The organism is Micromonospora sp. CPCC 205546 (assembly GCF_036902715.1).
Classification (GTDB): domain Bacteria; phylum Actinomycetota; class Actinomycetes; order Mycobacteriales; family Micromonosporaceae; genus Micromonospora.
On record NZ_JBAKHL010000028.1, the window covers coordinates 65,011 to 83,994 of the forward strand.

Consider the following 18,984-nt stretch of genomic DNA (forward strand, 5'->3'; position numbering starts at 1 on the left):
CGCCGCGGGTCGTCAGGTGATCGGTAATCGGGCGGATGCCCACAAGCCCACCGTCAGGCGACCGAGGACGCCTGTCGGTACGACCAGACTATCGGTCGAACGGGGGAGTTTGAGGATCATGGACGCGGCGGCGGGGGTTTGTCCGCCTTCCGGCCGGGCCGTGGCACGCCGGGGCCGCTCGGAGGTCTGGCCGTTGCGCGAGGTTCGCCCCCTCGGCTGCCCGGCGCGGTGTGACCGTCCCCCCGGCCTGGGCCATATCGTGAGGAAAGCCACGAGATCACCTAAGGTGATCGGCGTCGGGGCCTGCCTAGCCTCGGCTGATGCGTGACGACCGCACCCTCGACGACCAGATCGCCCCCGGCGACCCGTCCGACCGTTCGGACGATATCCCCTCGTCCGACCGGCCAGCCACCCCCCGCGCCGCCGGGGCATACGCCCACCTGCTGGCCCGGGGTCCGGCCCGGGCCCGGATCGCCCTCGCCGCCGGCGTGCTGTGCTGCCTCGGCCTGACCGCGGTCGCCCAGGACGCACGGGACGGCTCCCCGGCTGCGGCCCCCGCCGTCCCCGTCGCCGCCCCCTCCGCCCTCGCCGAGCGCGCCGAGCCGGAGGCCGCCTCCCGCAACTCGGCGCGTGTCGCCGTCTCCGCCCCCGCCAGCCCCACTCGCGCCGCCGACCCGGACACCACCACCCCCGCGCCGGAGAAGACCACGCGCAAGCCGGTCGACCCCGCCCCGGTCGCCGGGCTCGACAGGGCGCAGATGAAGAACGCCGAGGCCATCGTGCGGACCGGGCGCGAGATGGGGATGCCCCGGCGGGCGCTGGTGATCGCGGTCGCCACCGCCATGCAGGAGAGCAACCTCTACAACGTCGCCAGCGGGGTGCTCCCCGAGTCCCGCAGGTACCCGCACCAGGGCATCGGGTGGGACCACGACTCGGTCGGGCTGTTCCAGCAGCGCTCCAGCAGCGGCTGGGGCGAGGTCGGCGAGCTGATGGACCCGGAGTTCGCCACCCGGCAGTTCCTCGCGGCCCTGGCCAAGGTGCCCGGCTGGCAGCAGATGCGGCTCACCGACGCCGCCCAGGCGGTGCAGATCTCCGCCTACCCGGAGCACTACGCCAAGCACGAGTGGCGCGCCACCAAGGTCGTCTCGGCGGTCCTCGAGGCCGGGCGGTAGGCTTCCACCGACCACAATGGACGGTTGCGGTTCGGGCATCCGGGGTACAGGTGTTGCCAGTGCGAGGTACACATGGAACAGGCACCACCGACTGGAGGACGACATGTCTCTGATGCAGCGGATCAGCACCTTCCTGCGCTCGCCCAAGGGCCAGCAGTTGGTCGACCGCGGCCGACGCGAGCTGGCCAAGCCCGGCACCCAGCAGAAGCTGCGGGGCATCGCCGCCAAGCTCCAGAACCGCCGCTGACCCGTCACCGACGACCTCTCCGACCCCCGGGAGACCCTGTGACCGATTCCGCGCCCGCCGACGACCGGCCCGTCGCCGGAGGACCGCAGCCGCCGGCCGTGGCTCCGGCACCCGCGCAGGAGGCGCCCGAGGCGCCGCCGCTGAAGCTCTGGGACCGGATGCGGGAGGACCCGCAGTACGCTCCGGAGCACCTCGCGCTGGAGGCCGTACGTCGGCTGGGGCCGGAGGCGGCGCTGTGGGCCGCGCGGGCCCGCGCGGAGCAGCCCGGGGCCTCCGCCGAGGCCCTGGCGGAGCAGGCGGTACGCAAGTTCGTCAATCACGCCCGGCTCTCCGGGGCGGTCTCGGGCGCCGCCGGGCTGCCCGGCGCCGTGATCGACGTCGGTGTGCTGGCCTGGACCCAGGCCCGGATGGTGTTGCACATCGCCGCCGCGTACGGCGTCGACCCGCGGCACGGCGACCGGGCCACCGACCTGCTGGTGTTGCAGAAGGTGCACAAGGTCGCCGAGAGCGCCCGGCTCGCGCTCGGGGTGGCCGCGGGCCGCGAGCGTGCCGGCGCGCTCTTCGGCAGCGGCGGGCAGAACCCGCTCGGCAAGGTGATGCTGCGCCTCGGTGTACGACTGGCCCAGATGGCCGGGGTGCGCGCGGCGAAGCGGGTCTTCGCCAAGGTGGTGCCCGGGGCGGCGATCGTCCTCGGCACCTGGGCCAACTCGTCCGCCACGAAGGACCTCGCCGTGCGCTCCCACGCCCTCTACCGCCAGCACGGCGGGCCCACCGTCCCCGAACCCCGCCGGCCCTGACCCCGGCCTTCCTCCACGCAGGCGCCGCCGCCCGGTCCGAGAGGGCCGGCGCGGGCGGCCGACGGGTCAGGAACCGAGGCCGGAGGCGCGCCAGGCCACGTCGGCCAGGCGGTCCTGCCCCGCGGCGTTGGGATGGAACCAGTCCAGCGGGTTGACCAGTTCCAGGTCGAAGCGCACCCGGTGCACGGCCCCGCCGTCGTGCCGGCAGCGCGAGCCGTACGCCTTGCAGGCGGCGGCGAGCTGGGTGTTGTAGTCGGCGATCCGCTCCCGCACGGCCGCCCGGCGCGCCCGGTCGAGCGGGTCCGTCGACGTGGGGTTGGCCAGCAGTGCCGGGCAGACGCCCCGCTTCCAGGCCCGCACGGCCCGCGCGTCGGTGTGCCCGACCTCCCAGAGCCGGTGCAGGTTCGGCACGCTCACCACCAGCACCCGGGCCTTCGGTCGGCCCTGCCGCAGCACCCGCAGGCCGCGGTCCACCTCGGCGCGGAACTGCTTCACGGGGGTCATCGCCTCGATGCCGCCCCGGCACACGTCGTTGGCGCCGACGAGCACGGTGACGTGGTCGACGCGGTCGCGTACCGCGCGCTGGGCCTGCCCCTCCAGCGCCGCGGCGCGGGCCCCCGGGCTGGCGTGGTTGTGCGCCCGGCCCCGGATCGCCGGGTTCCGGTCGAGCAGCCGCCGGTAGAGGCTGTCGACGCGCAGCCCGTTTCCGGTGGACCAGGAGTTGCGCTCGCAGGAGACGAGGACCAGGCAGGAGCCGAAGCCGGTGCTGATCGAGTCGCCCAGGGCCGCGATGCCGCCGGGCGAGCCGGGCGACGGCGTCTGGCGGGGCGGGCGGGAGCCGGGCTCCCCGCCGCCCTCGCAGGCGAGCGCGAGCAGCGCCAGCAGGCAGGCGGCCACGGTGACCCAGCGTCGAGACATACCATCCCCAGTCCCGCGGCGGAGAGCGACAGCGCGGTAACTCTAGGCCCGGGTGCGTGAGGGTGGCCCGCCGCTGTCGCGTATGCGGCAGAGCACTTCTGCTGCGCGGGTACGCGTGCTAGACGCGGCGCGGGTCAGCCTGCCGGTGGCGGGGTGCGATTCAGCGTGCCGGGCGCCAGGGCGCGGGCTGGCCGTGCAGCCACCAGTGCAGGGCCCGGGTGATCCGGGGCAGCACCAGGTAGGTCATCAGCGGCGTCAGCGTGAGGGTCATCATCAGCACCCGGGCGGCCAACGGCAGATCCGCGAGGTACCGGCTGGTGAGCAGCGTCGCGGTCAGGCTGAGCGGGAAGAACGCCAGCCAGATCGTCACCGCCTGCTTCCAGCGCGGCGGGGACGGCTGCGGCAACGTCGGCCCGCCGCCGACCGGCACCGTCGCCACCGCGGGCTCCCGCGGCGGGTCGAACCAGCCCTCGATGCCCGTACGCCGCTCGATGCGGGTGTGCTCGACGATGCCCTGCGCCGAGGAGAGCCACCAGTGCCGCTGCGGCGACTCCTCCCAGCGGCGCAGCGTCTCCTGGTCGGCGAAGCGGTAGAGGACGTGCCACTCGCCCGAGCCCGGCGCGCTGCGCACCCAGCCGGACCCGAGGAACCCCGGAAACGCCTCGGCCAGAGCGGTGCCGGCCCGCATCCAGGCCACCATCTCGCTGGTCCGGGCGGGGTCGGTGCGCCGGGCTACGGCGACGGTCACCGGCAGCGCGTGGATCGTCGTCATACCGGACATCCTCTCCGGCCGGCGCCGGTTCGACCGGCTCACAGGCCCCCGGTGTAACGCACCCCACCGACGGGGTGACGCGGCCCACGGGCGACTCGGCGCAACACCCGCCGGCGGGTGTTGCGCCGACTCGGCCGGGGCCGTCCCCGCGTCGGCCGGTCGGGTGGGCGGCCCGACCGCCGGCAGATTGTCGGGGGCCGGTGGTCGAATGGGCCCATGCGAGCAGACGACATCCTCGTGCTCGGCGCCACCGGCTCGACCGGCCGGCGCGTGGCGCAGCGGCTGTCGGCCGCCGGCCTGCCGGTCCGGGCCGCGTCGCGCCGTGGCGCCGTCCGCTTCGACTGGGCCGAGCCGGCCACCTGGGAGCCGGCCCTGGCCGGAGCCTCCCGCCTCTACCTGATGGCCCCGCACGACGTGCCGGTGGACCCGGCGTTCGTCCGGCTGGCCGTCGAGCGCGGCGTGCGGCGCATCGTCCTGCTGTCCAGCCGGGCGATCGAGGCGATGCGTGACGAGCGGCTCCTGGCCGCCGAGAAGCTGGTGCGCGGCTGCGGCGTCGAATGGACGATCCTGCGGCCCGACTGGTTCGACCAGAACTTCGACGAGGGCGTCTTCCGCGACGCCGTGCTCGCCGGCACCGTGGCCGTGCCGGTGGGCGACGTCCGCCAGGGCTTCGTCGACGCCGGCGACATCGCGGCCGTGGCCGTGGCGGCGCTCACCGCCGAGGACCACCAGGGCCGGGTCCACGAGATCACCGGGCCCCGCGCGCTCTCCTTCGGCGAGGCGGCCGACATCGTCGCCCGGGCCGCCGGCCGGCCAGTGCGCCACCTCGGCGCCGCCGAGGACTACCGCGCCGCGATGACCCCGCTGGGCCTCCCGCCCGCGCAGCTCGAGGCGGAGATCCGCGCCTTCGCCGCCCTGCGGGAGCTCGGCGACGCCGAGCCCACCGACACCGTCCGGCAGGTCACCGGGCGGGCGCCGAAGGACTTCACGGCGTACGCCGCCGACGCGGCGGCCCGGGGCGCCTGGCGCACCGACGAGGGCGCGCGGGGGAGCCGACCGGCCGGGGCGGGTTAAGCGGGTCGATCGGGGGTAGGTCGGTGCAATGACGAGATCGCAGCCCCGGCGTGCCCGTGGCACGGTCGGCCACGCCTACAGCGCGCTCAACATGCGGCTCCTGCTGGCCGGGTTCGGTCTGGTGACCATGACCGTCTTCGCGGTGCTGGCGTTCAACGCCGACCTGGTGTGGCTGGGGGTCCTCTGCGTGGTCTTCGCGGTGGTCGCCGTGGTCGACCTGGTCATCATCCAGCGCCGCCGCGCCGCCCGCCGCCGGGAGGAGCCGGGAGCCCGCCACTCACTCTTCGAGTGACAGGAGTACGAGATGCCCATCGCGACCACCAATCCCGCCACCGGACAGACGCTCAAGACCTACGACCCGATGTCGCCGGAGCAGATCGACGACGCGATCGAGCGGGCCGACCTGGCGTACCGACAGTTGCGCGGCACCACGGTCGAGCAGCGCGGGCGCCGGCTGAACGCGGCGGCCGACCTGCTGGAGGCCGAGCGTGACGAGATCGCCCGGCTGATGACCACCGAGATGGGCAAGACGTACGCGTCGGCCAAGGCCGAGGTCACCAAGTGCGCCAGCGCCTGCCGCTTCTACGCGGCGAAGGCGGCCGACTTCCTCGCCGACGAGCCCGCCGACGCGGGGGCGGTCAAGGCCGTCCGCGCCTTCGTCCGCTACCAGCCGATCGGGCCGGTGCTCGCGGTGATGCCCTGGAACTTCCCGCTGTGGCAGGTGCTGCGCTTCGCCGCGCCGGCCCTGATGGCCGGCAACACCGGCCTGCTCAAGCACGCCTCCAACGTGCCGCAGACCGCGCTGCTGCTGGAGGACCTGTTCCGCCGTGCCGGCTTCCCGGAGGGGGCGTTCACCACGCTGCTGGTCGGCTCGGCCGAGGTCGACCGGGTGCTCAGCGACCCGCGGGTGCGCGCGGCGACGCTGACCGGCAGTGAGGGCGCCGGCCGGTCGATCGCGCAGATCGCCGGCCGGGAGCTGAAGAAGACCGTGCTGGAGCTCGGCGGCAGCGACCCGTTCGTGGTGATGCCCTCGGCGGACCTGGACCGGGCCGCCGAGGTCGCGACCACCGCCCGCTGCCAGAACAACGGCCAGTCCTGCATCGCCGCCAAGCGGTTCATCGTGCACGCCGACGTCTTCGACGCCTTCGCCGAGAGGTTCGCCGCGAACATGTCGGCCCTGCGGGTCGGCGACCCGATGGACCCCGACACCGACGTCGGCCCGCTGGCCAGCGAGGGCGGGCGCGACGAGATCCACGCCCAGGTGCGCGACGCGGTCGACAAGGGCGCCACCGTGCTCTGCGGCGGCGAGCCGCCCGCCGGCCCGGGCTGGTTCTACCCGCCGACCGTGGTCACCGACCTGCGGCCGGAGATGCGGATGTGGTCCGAGGAGGTCTTCGGGCCCGTCGCGGGCCTCTACCGGGTGTCGTCGTACGACGAGGCGATCGAGGTGGCCAACGGCACCTCCTTCGGCCTGGGTTCCAACGCCTGGACCCGCGACCCGCAGGAGCAGGAGCGCTTCGCCGCCGATCTGGACGCCGGCAACGTCTTCCTCAACGGGATGACCACGTCCTACCCGGAACTGCCCTTCGGCGGGGTGAAGAACTCGGGCTACGGCCGAGAGCTCTCCGCGCTCGGCATGCGGGAGTTCTGCAACACCAAGACCGTCTGGGTGGGTGAGGGGGCGGCCTCGGCCGGCGCCGGGGCGCACGCGGAGTAGCCCCGTTCGGCTTCGTCGGCGTAGCCGGACGCCGTCATGGGTACGGAGTGACGTCATGACGGTGTTCGGCTTCCACGCGTCCCACGAGCAGATCCATCCCCGCGCCCTGCTGGAGGCGGTGATCCACGCCGAGCAGGCCGGTTTCGACGCCGCCATGTCCTCGGACCACTTCGCGCCCTGGAGCGAGCGGCAGGGCCAGTCCGGCTTCGCCTGGTCCTGGCTCGGCGCGGCGCTCCAGGCCACCGACCTGCCGTTCGGGGTGGTCAACGCCCCCGGGCAGCGCTACCACCCGGCGATCATCGCGCAGGCGATCGGCACCCTGGGGGCGATGTACCCGGGCCGGTTCTGGGCCGCGCTGGGCACCGGCGAGGCGAGCAACGAACACATCACCGGCGACGGCTGGCCGCGCAAGGACGTCCGCGCCGCCCGGCTGCGTGAGTGCGTGGACGTGATCCGCGCGCTGCTGGCCGGCGAGGAGGTCAGCCACGACGGCCTGGTCCGGGTGGACCGGGCGAAGCTGTGGACCCGCCCGGAGCAGCCGCCGGCGCTGATCGGTGCGGCGGTCAGCGTGGCCACCGCCCGCTGGTGTGCCGAGTGGGCGGACGGGCTGATCACCGTGAACGCCCCGACCGCGCACCTGCGGCAGATGATCGACGCGTACCGGGACGCCGGCGGGCGTGGCCCGCTGCACCTGCAGGTGCACGTGAGCTGGGCGCCGGAGCAGGCCGAGGCCGAGCGGCTCGCGTACGACCAGTGGCGCAGCAACGTCTTCGCCCCGCCGATCTGCTGGGACCTGGAGACCCCGGAGCACTTCGACGCGGTCTCGCAGGACGTGCCGATGGAGAAGGTCCACGACGTCGTGAACGTCTCCGCCGACCTCGGCCGGCACGTCGGCTGGCTGGAGGAGTACCTGGAGCTCGGCTTCGACCAGATCGCCCTGCACCATGTCGGGCAGGAGCAGCGGGACTTCATCGACGCGTTCGGCGCCGAGGTGCTGCCGAAGCTGCGCAGCGCCGGCTGAGCGGGCCCGTACCGACTGGACCTCACCCCCGACGACGCCCGCCGGAGCCGGCCCATGACCCTGCCCCGGCCGGCGTCGTGGGGCGCCGGGATCAAACGCAGGATGACGTTCCCGCCTCCAACGGTCAGAGCGCGAAGGGGCCGCGTACCGTCACTCCGCCGTCGACTACCAGACTCTGCCCGGTCACATAGGACGAGAGCGGCGAAGCCAGGTAGACGGCTGCCGCAGCGGCATCGCGCGGTGCGCCGAGCCGGCCCATCGGGATCTCGGGCACCGTGCCGTCGACCTGCGCAGAGTTCGCTGCGGCCGTCGCGATGGCGCCGCAGGCCACGACGTTCATGCGTATCGCGTCGGCGGCGTACTCCGCGGCTACTGTCCTGGCGAGACTGGCCAGGCCGGCTTTGGCGGCGCCATATCCGGCCTGCATGGGCGCGGCCATGACCCCGGTCACCGAACCACACTCAGGATGGATCCGCCGCCACCCTGAGCTAGGAAGGCACGGATTGCGGCGCGGGCTGCCCGTACGACGTAGCGCAGATTCATCTCGTATGCGAGGTCCCAGTCGTCGTCACTCATCTCGTGCAGCCGTACCGCGGGGACGAACGCGACCTGGCCTCCGACGACGGTGACGAGCGTGTCGAGCCGTCCGAAGGCGGCGATGGTCGCGCTGACAAACCCGTCGATGGCGGACTGGGACCGCACATCACCGGCGAGTGCGACGGCTCGGGCGCCGGATCTCGCCAACTCATCCGTGGCTTCGTCGGAACGCTTCGGATCGAGGTCGGCGACGGCGACCGCCGCGCCGGCTGCGGCGAATGCTCGCGAGATCGCGCGTCCGATCCCGTCGCCTCCGCCGCCAATGATCAACGCGTTCATGCCGTCAAGCGGTCTGACGAAGTCGTCCACGGCCGGATCTTGCCATACGGCCAGGCGACCCGGTGTCGACGCATTCTTCTGTCCCCGAGCGGGCGTGGCCCGCGTCGACCGAGCACGTCCGACTCTGCCGACGAGCGGGCGGGCGTGGTCGTCGCTTACGGCGACTCCTGCAACGGCCACACCTCGACCACGCCGTGTGCGACGGCGCAAGGCGTACGCGACACGATGTCGATGGCCTCGGCCAGCGTCGCCGCTTCGATGACGGCGAACCCGGCCACGGGAAGCGCGGAAGACATGAAAGGCCCGTCGTCCGTGGTCACCTCGGCCGCGCCATGGTTCCGCACCTGCACGGGCGGGCCGGCGACGCCCATCTCGACCCCGTGCTGGCGAAGGCGGGCGTCATGCGCGTGTGCCGCGTCCCGCACGGCTGAGTCGGTGCGGTCGTAGCCCACTTGGTCGCCGTACCCGATGGTCACGAACTTCGCCACAGCAACCTCCTCGTGCAGGAATTGTCCCAAAGTCGTGGCTGGCCGGCCGGTCGTACGCCAACCGGCCGGGTATCTGGTGGTGTCCACGGGGCCGTGCCGGCCGCCGACATCCACCAGGTCCGCTACGACAGCGCCAGGGCCCGGAGAGCAGGCAGCGCTTGGCAACGGCCGGACCTGCACCGCTGCGACCAGCGGCGGCGGGTTCGAAGACCAGCTCCACGCCGCGCGAGCTGACGAGGCAGGATAGGCCCACGGTGGACAGGCTGGCGTGTCGACCGGGTTGGCGGCAACGCCACCCTTGTTTGGGAACCAGCTCGGGGATCGTGGCCTGCCTCGGCTACGGCGGTTCGCAGCTGGACGACGCGGCGGTAGCCGCCCTTCGCCGGTCGGCCGGACGGTCTCGCGCCTTCACGCGTGGTGAGCGGTGGGCCATCGACCTGTGACAGCGATACGTCTTGATCAGGTCCGTAAGGCGAACCAACTGTTGGACACCCTGCGAGCGGCCCGAATCTCCTTCGGGGCGTTTGGAGCTTTCCTGATTGAGCAGCGGCCCCGGACCAACACGGTCCGGGGCCGCTGCGGTGTTGCCGGTCAGATCCAGGGGCCGTGGGGTCCTCGGACAGTGAGCCATCGGTGCGCCACGCTCCATGATGGCCTGGCACACGAACTCCGGATCGCGTTCAGCAGGTGGGGATCGTCCCTGAACCGACCCTGACGTTGCCGGAATAGATCCAACCCTTCCGCCAATCGGCGTCGTCCGGGTCGACGTAGTACCAGGTGTTGCCCGAATCGGGGTTGCGGTACTTGCACACAGCCCACAGTTGCGTGGGCACGCCCATGTCGGACCACCCGATGAAAGAGCAGCCCGCAGCCGGCCCATACCTCAGTCGGATCGATTTGGTGGTCACAACGCTCACGCCGGTGGTCCCGCGGCTGGGGTCCCAGTTGCAGTTCACGGCCGCGGGAGCCTGGGGGGTGGACGTGGTGTCCGCCTGAGCGGCTGCTGACGCCGACGGCATCACCGCGAAGACTGCCGCCGTGACACCGAACGCGATGGCGGCGCCCCCCGCAAGTGCCCTTCGCTTCAGTTCCTGCATGTGCTCCTCCTCTGGTAGGGAACGGATCGAGAGGGTTCTGCATCGATCTGGTGTTGAGCCTGAGCGGCGGTTGGTGATGCGGGGAAGGGTCTGAGCTGGGCGGAACAGTTCCGCACACGCCGCCTGGACGGTCGACCCTGGTCCGCACGGGCGAAGTGATGGCGGTCACAGTCAGCCACGAAGTCGGAGATCCGAAAGTATGGATATGTGGCCGCCGGGATGCTGGTGGTCCCAACTGAATCGAGACCGCCTATGGGGGAGCGTCCTGTGTTGCGACCGCCGGAACCGGATCCGTCCATGAACGTCCGAGAGTTCGTCGTTGCCCTGCGGGCTCTACGCCTGTGGTCAGGGCTGTCGTACCGGGAACTGGCCGCGAAGGCACGGGCATCGGGAGGGACGCTTCCGCCCAGCACGATCACCTCGATGCTCGGTCGCAGCACCCTGCCCCGTGCCGCGCTGATCGTGACGTTCGTCCTGGCTTGCGGCCTGGACCAGGAGACCGCTGACCGGTGGGCCCATGTGCGCAACAGCATCGCCCTGGAATCCGAGCGCCCGGCGTCAAGGTCTCCCGAGTCATTGGCGCCGCCGTCGGACAGCAGCGCCGGGCAGACACCGGCGGACTCCCAGGTGAAGGGACACTCGCGATTGCGGCGGGTGGTGGCCGGCTTGGGTGCCCTCGGGCTGGTGATCAGCATCGCGGCGTTTCTGCTGCAGGAACGAACGGGCGGCCAACACAGAGGCGTCGTAGCCGAGCCCGGGTTGCCGCCTGAGGGCTGGTTCCTCATCCAGCCTGCCCACATTCCCGACCACGGCTTCTGTATCGGCGAGGGCCGTGAGCGCAATCGTCGTACCGATCGCCCTCTCGCTGTGCAACGCCCGTGTACCGCGATCGTTCCGGACACCTACCTCGCCGCGACGAGCATCGGCAGTGTCTACGAGATCCGGTGGCACCATCCGGAGGAGGGCGTTGGATGCCTCACGGTCGACGAAGCGCTGACAGTCGACGAAGCACTGGTAGCGCCCGCTGAGTGCACCGGGGCACCCCACCAGCGCTACCAACTGGAGCCGACTCGGACACCGGAGTCGACCGGCTACCGGATCCGGCCGACCCACAGCAGCCTCTGCCTCGGAATTCTCGGCGGACTGGCGGACGTGGAGAACGGAGCCGAGGTCGCTCAGGCAACATGTACCGGAGCTGCGGACCAGGTCTTCCTGCTGAAGCCGACAACACGCTCCTCCTGAGCCGGTTGACCAGGACGCGCGGGCAACCCGGTCCCCGGGCGGCCAGGGTCGAGCGGCCCAGGTCAGGGCAGGCGGCGTACGAGCACCTGTCCCGGCCATGGGTCGCGGCCCGGGCGCTCGACCGTGAACGGGTCGGTGGCCGTGAAGCCCTGCCGCTCGTACCAGCGGACCAGCGCGCCGTCGTCGCCCGCGTAGCAGTCCACCCGGAGCAGGCCGAGCCCGCGCTCCCGGGCCAGCTCGGCGGCGTGCGCCAGCAGCCGGCCGCCGATGCCCGACCCGGCGTGCGCGCGGTCGGTGACCAGCAGGTTCACGTACAGCTCGGGCTCGGTGGCGGGTGGCACGTACTCGGTCGCCGTCCCCACCACGAGTGCGCCGACGGGGCGCTCGCCGAGCGTCGCCAGCCACAGCCCGCCGCCGGTCGCCCACGCCTCGGCCTGCGCGATCCGCCGCGGGTCGGCCGACGCCGCCTCGGTGCCCCACTGGCCGGTGCGACCCCGTGCCACCAGCCAGGCGGTGGCGTCGTCGAGCAGCCGCAGCACGGTGGGCGCGTCCGTCGACCCGCCGGGACGCAGACCCGGGCTCCGCTGGTCGCTCATGACGGACATGCTGCTACAACCAGGTGTCTCGACGCGAGCAGGTTGGACTGGACGTCGGCCCTCGACGCCGCGAGCCCCGGCCAGGGAGGCGGTCTCCCCGCGCTCGTGCTGTCGAGCTGATGTCGTGGACGATTCACCGCTCCGGGCGCCAGCTACGCCGGGAGGTCATGGCGTCCCGCCCGAGTCGCCGGAGCTGGCGGTGCCCATCGTGCTGGGATCCCCGCCGTACCCTTCGCCGCGGAGGCTGCCCCGCCCACGGCGCCGTCCGTCCCGGCGGGACTGCCGGATGGCCCTGCGCGCCGCCGTCAACGCCGCGTCCCGCCCGTCGGGCGGCGACGCCCGCCGCCTGCTCAGCGGCAGCACGACCAGGATGAGGGCGACGACCGTCGCCGCGATCCCGGTCAGGATCCACTCCGTTGCATCCATGGCCATGATGGTAGGCGGGCTCCGCCAGGCTCTGGGCCGGCTGATCGTGGTCAGGGCTCCGCTGGCCGCCGGGCCTCGGTGAGCGCGACGAGCCGCTCGGTGTTCAGGCAGGAGGTCAGGCAGCGTTCCTTGGCGTCGCTGGTGAACCGGGCGGTCCAGTCCGTGAAGCCGCCGTCGCCGAGTTCGACCTCGTCGGCGCCGTCGCCGGCGGTGATCCGCAGCGCCGCGTCGACGTAGTAGCCCCGGCCGCGTGGGCGCTCCGGTTCGTCCACCAGCGGTACGCCCGCCGGGCCCAGCGTCGGCCGGACGGTGTCGGCGATCCGTTCCCCGACCACGGGGCTGTCCAGCAACGTCAGGCGCACCCGGGCCGCCGCCGATGGCGGCAGCAGGGTGGCGAGCACCGTGCGCCAGTACGCCAGGTGCAGGGTGAGCAGCCGGGCCTCGGTGCGCCCCGAGCCGGTGTCGCGGGCGCTGGAGACCAGCGTGAAGAGCCGGAAGTGCGCCGACCAGGTCGGCCCGAAGTCCTGCGCCCGCAGCACCCGGTGGCAGGCGGCCAGGTGCACGGTGCCGCCGGCCGGCTGTTCCCGGCGGCGCACCGCGGCCTCGATCGCGAGCGCGTTGGTGGGGTCGCTGAGCACCTCGGTGGCGCGGAAGGTGGTGACGATGCGGTTCTGGCTCATCGGCGTGACGGCCGAGCAGGTGCCGAGCGGCGCGACGGGGGAGAGGTCGACGCCGGCGAACTCGGCGGGCAGCAGCTGCCACAGGCGGGCCTCGACGGCGGCCAGCGCGCGGGGGTCGGCTGCCGCCGGTCGGGTGAAGCGGTCCGTCCGCCAGCGGCGGACCAGGTCCGCGGGGCGTACCGCCGCCGCCCGGTCCCGGGCCACCGCCAGCAGTAGCGTGCGTAGGTCCGCCGGCGTCAGGCCGGCCAGGGCGGCGCGGGCACCGTCCGGCAGCCGCTCCCACACCCGCCGCTCCGCGTCGTCCATGCCGGCCACCCTGTCGTACGCCCCGCGCGCTGGTCCAGCGATATCGACGGCGTCAGGCCGTGCCAGCGGCGAAGGACTCGATCAGATCGAGGTCGGTGGGCTGGAGGCCCTGCCGGAAGCGCGGCGCGATCAGCAGCGCGCGGCCACCCCGCGTCAGTCCGTCGCGTGCCGCCCCGGGGCCCGGGATCGCCTCGTCATCGGTCCAGACCAGGCGCCGCCCCTCGGCCAGCACCCGGGCGGCGGCGGCGCGCTTCAGCGGCCAACAGTCCGCGCCGCGCGGCATCGGGTCGGCGTCGAGCGCGGACACCAGCGGTGGCAGCCGCCACAGCCGTTCCAGCCGGTGCGCGTCCGGGCACCAGGTGCTGCACCAGCGCACCTCGACCGCGCCGCCGAGGTGCAGGCACCGGATCCGGTCGAGCAGAGCGGGCGCCCACCGGATCCGGTACGACACCCGGTCGGTGTCCGACCACACCATGGTGCGGCGCGGCGGTCCACCCCAGCCGGGCCGGTCGGCATTGACGACGCCGTCGACGTCCAGCAGCCACACGGGCCGGTGCACGTCGGGTGGGGGATGAGCGGGCATGCGCCGTACCGTAGGGCCGCCCCGAGGCCTCCGGCGAGCTCTTTACCCGGTGGGGGTCGGGTGTCCCCGCCGTCCAGGACGTGGTGGCCTCCCTGGTGCGGAGGCCACCACGTTGCGGCGGCGGCGCGGCTCACCCCGGCCGGGCGCCGCGCTCAGGAGAGCGTGCAGGCCGCGCCGTTGACGGTGATCAGGCCGGGCACCGGGTTGGCGCCGCCGCCGGTCACCGCGTTGAAGCCGAAGGTGACCGAGCCGCCCGGGGCGATCCTGGCGTTGTACGACTCGTTCTTCGCGGTGACCGTGGCCCCCGCCTGGGTCGCCCTGGCCAGCCACGCCTCGCGTACCTTCTGGTCGCCGGTGAAGGCGAAGCGGGCCGTCCACCCGTCGACGGCGCTGGTGCCGGTGTTGCGGATGGTCACCTGGGCGGTGAATCCGGTGCCGCCCTGCCAGGCGCCGTGGTTGGTGTACGTGGCCGCGCAGGTGGGCGCCGGCACCGCCGCCGAATCACCCTGGTCGGCCAGGAACGAGGCGATCCAGGCCAGCGACGAGTTCCAGTTGATGGCGACCTCGTTGGTGGCGTACGAGTTGATGTCGTCGACGTAGCAGAACATCGGCTCGCAGCCGGCGAGCAGCTTGGCGGCGAACGGATCCTGCAGGGCGGCGTTCGGGCCGCCGGCCAGGGAGCCGGCGGGCGGCCTCGGCAGGTCCGGGTCGAGCTGGTGGCCGAAGATCCGGCTGTGCTGGTTCTCCGCCGCGTGCTCGCCCCACCCGGTCACGTACGAGATGTTCAGGGCGTTGCGGCCGAGGACGTAGTCCATCGCCTGCACCGCGCCGTCGCGGTACTTCGCGTCGCGGGTCAGGTCGAAGGCGGTGGCCAGCACGATCGCGTTGTTGATGATGTTGCTGTTGCCGCCCCAGAAGTAGCTGCCCGCGTCGCCGGGCATCGGCAGCCCGTACGCCTGCCGGTTCAGCTCGGCGAGGTGGGCGTCGGCGGCGGCGGTGACCGAGGCGCGCACGCGGGCCAGGTCGGCGGCCGGCAGCCCGTTCGGCACGGTGGCCAGGTCGAGCCGGCCCAGCGCGGCGACGCCCTGCCAGCCGAAGCCGCGCGGGTCGAACACGTTGCCGGTGTGGTGCGCCGACGCGGTGAGGTCCGCCAGGTACGCCTGCTCCCCGGTGGTCAGGTAGAGCTCGACGGCCGCCCAGTAGAACTCGTCGGTGACGTTGGTGTCGTCGTACGCGCCGCCGCCGGTGCTGTCGGTCGGGCTGGCGTACCGCGTCGGGTTGGCCTTGGCGGCGGCGTAGGCCGTCTTCGCCGCGGTGGCGCAGCGCTTCGCGAAGGCCGCGTCGTAGGGGGCGAACAGCCGCGCGCACTGGGCGGCGACGGCGGCCAGGTTGAGGGTGGCGGCGGTGGACGGCGGGTGCAGTTCGCGCTGCTCGGGGTCCTCGTGCGGGGCGAGCGGCAGTCCGGTCCAGTTCCGGTCGTGGATCTTGTGGTGGGCCATTCCGGCGAGCGGCTCGCCGGCCGGCACCTGCATGCGCAGCAGGAACTCCAGCTCCCAGCGGGCCTCGTCGAGCACGTCCGGCACGCCGTTGCCGCGCTCGGGCACCCGCAGCGTGCTGTCGCCGAGGGCCGCGCCGTGCCCGGCGGTGGCGGCCGTGCGGGTCCGCTCGAAGGTGTTCAGCAGCTGGTAGGTGGCGATGCCGCCGTTGACCACGTACTTGCCGTGGTCGCCGGCGTCGTACCAGCCGCCGCGCACGTCCAGGGAGTAGTCGCAGACGCCCGGCTGGCAGGGCACGGAGGTGTCGCCCTTGTTGGGCGCCACGTCGAGGTGCCCGGCCGGGCGGGCGTACTCGGCGCCGATCAGGTCGCCGTCGATGGCGATGCCGCTGCGCTGGGCGTAGAAGAACTGGAGTGAGTCGGCGCGCAGCCGGTCGTAGAGGGTGCCGGAGATGTCGAAGGGGTGGCTGGTCTCCCCGTCGACGGTCAGGGTCAGTCCCGCCCCCGGGGTCCGGTACGCCGAGAAGTCGAGCGTCTGCACGTTCTGCCCGCTGGCGGCGTCGACGCCGCGCGGGGTGGTGGTGCCGCTGGCCAGGACGGCGCCGGTGGCGGAGCGCAGCTGCCAGGGCAGGGCGTCGGCCGCCGCCGTCACCACGGTGGCGTTCTTCGGCCCGCCGGGCAGGTAGCCGACCTGGTTGACCCGCACCCGTGGCCCGGTGTCGGGCACGTACGGCTCGGGCGGGTCGCCGCCGCGCAGCGAGACGTCGTCCAGGCAGACGGTCTGCTCGGCGGCGGCGCCGCCGACCTGGAAGATCAGTTGGGCGGCCGGGTTGCCCTCGGCGACCGTGAACGTCTTCTCGAAGCGCTGGGCGGTGCCGCCAGCGGTGGCGTCGACGCTGGCGTACGTCGTGTAGGGGGCGCTGCCCAGTTGCAGCACGGCCTTGACGGCGGTGCCGGGGGTGGCGGAGACGTCGAAGCCGAGGGTGTACTCGGCCCCGGCGACCAGCGGCACCCCGTCCTGGCCGATGCCGGCGTCCCACGGGTTGGCCAGGCCGCCGGGCACGGTGGCGCAGAGCCGGCCGTCGGTGACCGCGAGCGGGCCGGTGCCGTAGGAGAACCAGGGGGACACGCCGGCGCTGAAGTCGCCGTTGTCGATCTGCTCGGGGGCGTCGGGGGGCGGTTCGGCGTGGGCCGCACCGCCGGTGACTGCGGTCAGGGCGAGGGTGGTCGCGGTCGCGAGCAGCGCGAGGCGGCGTCGGGATGGCGTCACGGGTGTTCCTTCCGGACGACTGTGGGGGACGGGAGAGGTGGTGGGCGAGCTGGGAGCGCTCCCAGGTCGTCTCGATGGTTCCAGTGCGTCCGGCACCCTGTCAATCGATCCGGCTGGATGGTTTGTGGCCGCCCCGACGGGCCCCGGGACAGTGAGATTCGCCGCGCGACGCGCCGAGGTCTCGATCTCCTAGAGACAACCGAGCCCTCCGCCTGGCAGGCTGCCACCCATGACCCTGAAGCTGCGTTCCGTGGGAACGAGCGACCGTGGGCTGATCCGCAGTGGAAACCAGGACGCCCTGCACGCCGGCACCTGGCTCGTCGCCGTCGCCGACGGCATGGGCGGGATGGCGGCCGGCGACCTGGCCAGCGCGATCGCCATCGAGGCGGTCGCTCCGCTCGACGTGGAGACCCCGGAGCACGCGCTGGTGGCCGCACTGCAGAGCGGCATCGAGCTGGCCACCGCGCGGATCCACCAGGCGGTCGCCGAGGATCCGGAGCGGCAGGGCATGGGCACCACCCTGACCGCCCTGCTCTTCGCCCGTACGGGCAGCTGCCTGGCCCTCGCCCACGTCGGCGACTCCCGCGCCTACCTGTTCCGCGAAGGCGTGCTCAAGCAGATCACCCGGGACGACACGTTCGTGCAGCTGCTCGTCGACCAGGGGGTGATCACTCCCGACCAGGCCAGCAGCCATCCCCGCCGGGCCGTGGTGACCCAGGCGTTGCAGGGCGAGCAGGTCTCCCCGGCCTACTCGACGATGGTGCCGTGGGTCGGCGACCGCTGGCTGCTGTGCAGCGACGGGCTGTCCAACGTCGTCCGTCCGGACACCCTCGCCGAGGTGCTCGCCGCGCACCCGGACCGCGCCGACTGCGCCCGCCGGCTGATCGACCTGGCGCTGCGCGCCGGCGGGCCGGACAACGTCACGGTCCTCGTGGCCGACGTCGTGGAGGAGTGAGCGGGCACGGCGCGGGCGAACCGGCCGGCCCGGCGCCACGCAGGCTCACAGCGTGGCCGATCCCCGGCAGGCGACGGCAGGAGACCGTTCAGCGGCGACGCGGGACGGTGTGCCGGGTGGGCGGGGCCGTGGTCGGGTCCTCCGGCCACGGGTGGCGCGGGTAGCGCCCGCGTAGCTCGCCGCGCACCTGGGGATAGCCGGTGCGCCAGAACGACGCCAGGTCGGCGGTGACCGCCACCGGCCGCCCGGCCGGCGAGAGCAGGTGCAGCAGCACCGGCACCCGGCCGTCGGCGATCCGGGGCGCGTCGCGCCAGCCGAAGGTCTCCTGGAGCTTCACCGCGAGCACCGGCGCGGCCGGGTCGGCGTAGTCGAGGCGGACCCGCGACCCGCTCGGCACGGTGACCCGCTCGGGCGCCACGGCGTCCAGCCGGGCGGCCAACGCCCACGGCAGCAGCCGGCGCAGCGCCCCGGTCACGTCGACGCGGGTCAGATCGGCGCGGCGCCGGGCGCGGGCCAACTCCGGGCCCAGCCAGGCGGGCGCGTCGGCGAGCAGCGCCTCGTCGCCCACGTCGGGCCAGTCGCCGCCGAGCGCGTGCCGGCAGAACGCCAGCCGCTCGCGCAGGGCCCGCGCCGCCGGGGTCCAGGTCAGCAGGCCGAGGCCGGTACGGCGCAGGCCGGTCAGCAGGGCCTGCGTCACCTCCGCCGGGTCGGGCCGGGCCAGCGGCCGCTCGACGAGCTCGATCGCGCCCAGTCGCACCACCTCCCGGGCCACCACGTCCCCACCGGCCCAGCCCACCTCCCGCTTGGTGCGCAGCAGCGGACCGCCCGCCTCCCGGGCGGTCGCCTCGTCGAGCGGAGTGGCCAGCCGCACGCGGGCGGTCGGCGCGCCGGGGGAGCGGTCCGCCACCGCGACCGCCAGCCAGTCGGCGCCCACCAGCCCCGACCCGGGCGTCAGCTCCGCCGCGGTCCCGCCGCTCATCAGGTACGCCGAGCCGCCCGAACGCCGCACCCGGGCCAGCCGTTCCGGGTGGGCGAGCCCGACCAGCAGCCCGGCGGCCAGGTCGTCGGTCAGCCGGCCCCGCCCCTCGTCCCCGGCCCGTTCGCCGTCCGGTCGCGTCCGCCCAGTGCCGTCCGTCCTCGCCGCGCCGGAACCGTGGGTCGGGCGTGCCCGGCCGGGCCGCCCCGCCGGCGCCGCGTCGGGCAGGGCGGCGCGCAGCCGGCGTACCTCCGCTCGCCAGCGGGCGGTGGCGCC

Annotated in this window: 19 protein-coding genes and 1 pseudogene; 9 read left to right on the forward strand and 11 right to left on the reverse strand. The window is 73.7% G+C overall.

The window, feature by feature from the left end:
* Positions 1–320 precede the first annotated feature (320 nt).
* From V6U77_RS15745 to V6U77_RS15755, 3 genes are all read left to right on the forward strand, one after another.
* Positions 321–1,172 (forward strand): peptidase M23, encoded by an 852-nt coding sequence (locus V6U77_RS15745; protein WP_334607073.1) that lies wholly within the window; start codon positions 321–323, stop codon positions 1,170–1,172.
* A 103-nt stretch (positions 1,173–1,275) separates the two neighbouring features.
* The gene (locus V6U77_RS15750) at positions 1,276–1,419 is read left to right on the forward strand and encodes a hypothetical protein (RefSeq protein ID WP_334607074.1); all 144 of its coding nucleotides are present in this window, start codon (positions 1,276–1,278) and stop codon (positions 1,417–1,419) included.
* A gap of 38 nt (positions 1,420–1,457) precedes the next feature.
* Positions 1,458–2,216: an EcsC family protein gene (locus V6U77_RS15755; protein WP_334607075.1), complete on the forward strand. Its 759-nt coding sequence runs from the start codon at positions 1,458–1,460 to the stop codon at positions 2,214–2,216.
* Between the two features lie 66 nt (positions 2,217–2,282).
* Here V6U77_RS15755 and V6U77_RS15760 read toward each other — a convergent pair whose 3' ends face one another.
* Both V6U77_RS15760 and V6U77_RS15765 read right to left on the reverse strand, forming a co-directional pair.
* On the reverse strand, positions 2,283–3,134 hold the full coding sequence (locus V6U77_RS15760) for a GDSL-type esterase/lipase family protein (protein ID WP_334607076.1): 852 nt from the start codon (positions 3,132–3,134) through the stop codon (positions 2,283–2,285).
* Positions 3,135–3,294: 160 nt separating this feature from the next.
* Positions 3,295–3,906: an antibiotic biosynthesis monooxygenase gene (locus tag V6U77_RS15765; protein WP_334607077.1), complete on the reverse strand. Its 612-nt coding sequence runs from the start codon at positions 3,904–3,906 to the stop codon at positions 3,295–3,297.
* 216 nt (positions 3,907–4,122) lie between these two features.
* Here V6U77_RS15765 and V6U77_RS15770 point away from each other — a divergent pair, with 216 nt between their 5' ends.
* The 4 genes from V6U77_RS15770 to V6U77_RS15785 are packed head-to-tail and all read left to right on the forward strand — an operon-like array spanning position 4,123 to position 7,718.
* Positions 4,123–4,980: an NAD(P)H-binding protein gene (locus V6U77_RS15770; RefSeq protein ID WP_334607078.1), complete on the forward strand. Its 858-nt coding sequence runs from the start codon at positions 4,123–4,125 to the stop codon at positions 4,978–4,980.
* 28 nt (positions 4,981–5,008) lie between these two features.
* The gene (locus tag V6U77_RS15775) at positions 5,009–5,272 is read left to right on the forward strand and encodes a DUF6343 family protein (RefSeq protein ID WP_121395528.1); all 264 of its coding nucleotides are present in this window, start codon (positions 5,009–5,011) and stop codon (positions 5,270–5,272) included.
* 12 nt (positions 5,273–5,284) lie between these two features.
* A complete protein-coding gene (locus V6U77_RS15780) occupies positions 5,285–6,697 on the forward strand; it encodes an NADP-dependent succinic semialdehyde dehydrogenase (RefSeq protein ID WP_334607079.1) in 1,413 nt (470 codons plus the stop codon).
* A 55-nt stretch (positions 6,698–6,752) separates the two neighbouring features.
* Positions 6,753–7,718: a TIGR03885 family FMN-dependent LLM class oxidoreductase gene (locus V6U77_RS15785; protein WP_334607080.1), complete on the forward strand. Its 966-nt coding sequence runs from the start codon at positions 6,753–6,755 to the stop codon at positions 7,716–7,718.
* 124 nt (positions 7,719–7,842) lie between these two features.
* On the opposite strand, the pseudogene V6U77_RS15790 reads toward V6U77_RS15785, so the two are convergent.
* The 3 genes and pseudogenes from V6U77_RS15790 to V6U77_RS15800 form a co-directional block, all read right to left on the reverse strand.
* A pseudogene (locus V6U77_RS15790) lies at positions 7,843–8,594 on the reverse strand (SDR family NAD(P)-dependent oxidoreductase).
* Between the two features lie 155 nt (positions 8,595–8,749).
* Positions 8,750–9,082 (reverse strand): YciI family protein, encoded by a 333-nt coding sequence (locus tag V6U77_RS15795; protein ID WP_334607081.1) that lies wholly within the window; start codon positions 9,080–9,082, stop codon positions 8,750–8,752.
* A 680-nt stretch (positions 9,083–9,762) separates the two neighbouring features.
* Positions 9,763–10,179, reverse strand: coding sequence for a hypothetical protein (locus V6U77_RS15800; protein WP_334607082.1), 417 nt, complete (start codon positions 10,177–10,179; stop codon positions 9,763–9,765).
* Between the two features lie 297 nt (positions 10,180–10,476).
* Between V6U77_RS15800 and V6U77_RS15805 the strand changes: the two genes are divergently transcribed.
* A complete protein-coding gene (locus V6U77_RS15805) occupies positions 10,477–11,421 on the forward strand; it encodes an XRE family transcriptional regulator (protein WP_334607083.1) in 945 nt (314 codons plus the stop codon).
* A gap of 62 nt (positions 11,422–11,483) precedes the next feature.
* Here the strand turns inward: V6U77_RS15805 and V6U77_RS15810 are convergent, their stop codons facing one another.
* The 5 genes from V6U77_RS15810 to V6U77_RS15830 form a co-directional block, all read right to left on the reverse strand.
* Positions 11,484–12,017: a GNAT family N-acetyltransferase gene (locus V6U77_RS15810; RefSeq protein ID WP_334607084.1), complete on the reverse strand. Its 534-nt coding sequence runs from the start codon at positions 12,015–12,017 to the stop codon at positions 11,484–11,486.
* Between the two features lie 165 nt (positions 12,018–12,182).
* A complete protein-coding gene (locus V6U77_RS15815) occupies positions 12,183–12,443 on the reverse strand; it encodes a hypothetical protein (RefSeq protein WP_334607085.1) in 261 nt (86 codons plus the stop codon).
* Between the two features lie 50 nt (positions 12,444–12,493).
* Positions 12,494–13,429, reverse strand: a complete 936-nt coding sequence (locus V6U77_RS15820) for a hypothetical protein (RefSeq protein WP_334607086.1) — start codon at positions 13,427–13,429, stop codon at positions 12,494–12,496.
* 52 nt (positions 13,430–13,481) lie between these two features.
* On the reverse strand, positions 13,482–14,012 hold the full coding sequence (locus tag V6U77_RS15825; RefSeq protein ID WP_334607087.1) for a hypothetical protein: 531 nt from the start codon (positions 14,010–14,012) through the stop codon (positions 13,482–13,484).
* A gap of 152 nt (positions 14,013–14,164) precedes the next feature.
* Complete coding sequence (locus V6U77_RS15830; RefSeq protein ID WP_334607088.1) at positions 14,165–16,777, reverse strand: glycoside hydrolase family 9 protein; 2,613 nt, start codon at positions 16,775–16,777, stop codon at positions 14,165–14,167.
* A gap of 229 nt (positions 16,778–17,006) precedes the next feature.
* Here V6U77_RS15830 and V6U77_RS15835 point away from each other — a divergent pair, with 229 nt between their 5' ends.
* A complete protein-coding gene (locus tag V6U77_RS15835) occupies positions 17,007–17,732 on the forward strand; it encodes a PP2C family protein-serine/threonine phosphatase (protein WP_334607089.1) in 726 nt (241 codons plus the stop codon).
* Positions 17,733–17,820: 88 nt separating this feature from the next.
* Here V6U77_RS15835 and V6U77_RS15840 read toward each other — a convergent pair.
* The coding region (locus V6U77_RS15840) for an ATP-dependent helicase C-terminal domain-containing protein (RefSeq protein ID WP_334607090.1) at positions 17,821–18,984 on the reverse strand (1,164 nt) is incomplete at its 5' end.